Source organism: Mucilaginibacter sp. P5_A4 (assembly GCF_056400605.1).
On sequence record NZ_JBFUKX010000147.1, the window covers coordinates 1 to 1,094 of the forward strand.

Sequence of the window (1,094 nt, forward strand, 5' to 3'; positions counted from 1 at the left end):
AGTTTAATGATATCTACTATTCCCTTTCTATATCCTGTATTGCCGGCAAATAATAGTTTAATCTCTTTATTCTTTTGAGGGTACTTGTCTTCTATAATATGTTTTATCGTGTTTTTATCGCCGCTTGGGCTATATCCATAATTGACAACATGGATTTTTTTAACATCAACGTTTCCATCTTTTATTAATTCGGCTTTAACATACTCAGACGGAACAATTATCTTCTCAGCAAAAAACCACTCTTTTCTCTCACGTTCTTGTAGAATAAGGCATTGCTCAATTTCCTTTTTATTATCAATGCCATACTTTTCAGAAAACAGGTTCCACATTGCTATTTGAGAGCTTCGAGGAGCAACGCATTGTTCAAGATAACCCTTCCAGCCTCGTTCAGCTCCCCACTCTAAAAATTCCATGCTGGATGTATCAAAACCGTAATACTTTCCCGGAGGCTTATTATTAGCATACGTGATTAAACGTTTCCCCAATCTTTTATTAGCATATGTATAAGCATTGATATTTGATGAATATTTTTGTAGTACTCTCATCGTTAATGCCCCTGTCCAATCATAAGAAACTTTATTCAAAGGAAAACCAGCATCATATTTTCTCAATTTAACCGATAATTTTTCACCCAAAATCGGAATCTTATGCCAAAAACTATCTTTAGAAAAATAAGTGTCAATAACTATCTGATCCAATAAACCCGCCTTAAAAATATACCTGGCAGCATTAAAGTTTCTCGATCCTATTAGTCCCAATAAAAAATTTGACATAGTAGCTCAGTATATAATATTTAACAATGTATTTTAAGCTTAATCTTAAATAGTTATAGATTGTCTGTAAGAAAAATCAGCTCTTTTTACTTGTGAATAAATTTTACAGGTATAATATACGAGTAAGTACAAAACAAGAAACGTAGGAATAGTCATCATCGAATCGTATACAACATATAAAATAAAGGTTGAAAAGAACGAATAAAACATTACGGCCATTAGATCTGTCCTACCAATTGCCATCACAAATAATTTTTTGCATATCATCCCGAAAAACAAAAAACACAAACATCCATAATATCCAAATTCACAATATACACC

Annotated in this window: 1 protein-coding gene; it reads right to left on the reverse strand. The window is 32.2% G+C overall.

Features of this window, described 5'->3' with window-relative positions; translation table 11 throughout:
* A partial coding sequence (locus tag AC1DQW_RS27725) for a hypothetical protein (RefSeq protein WP_477457025.1) occupies positions 1-773 on the reverse strand: 773 nt, incomplete at its 3' end.
* Positions 774-1,094: the final 321 nt, after the last annotated feature.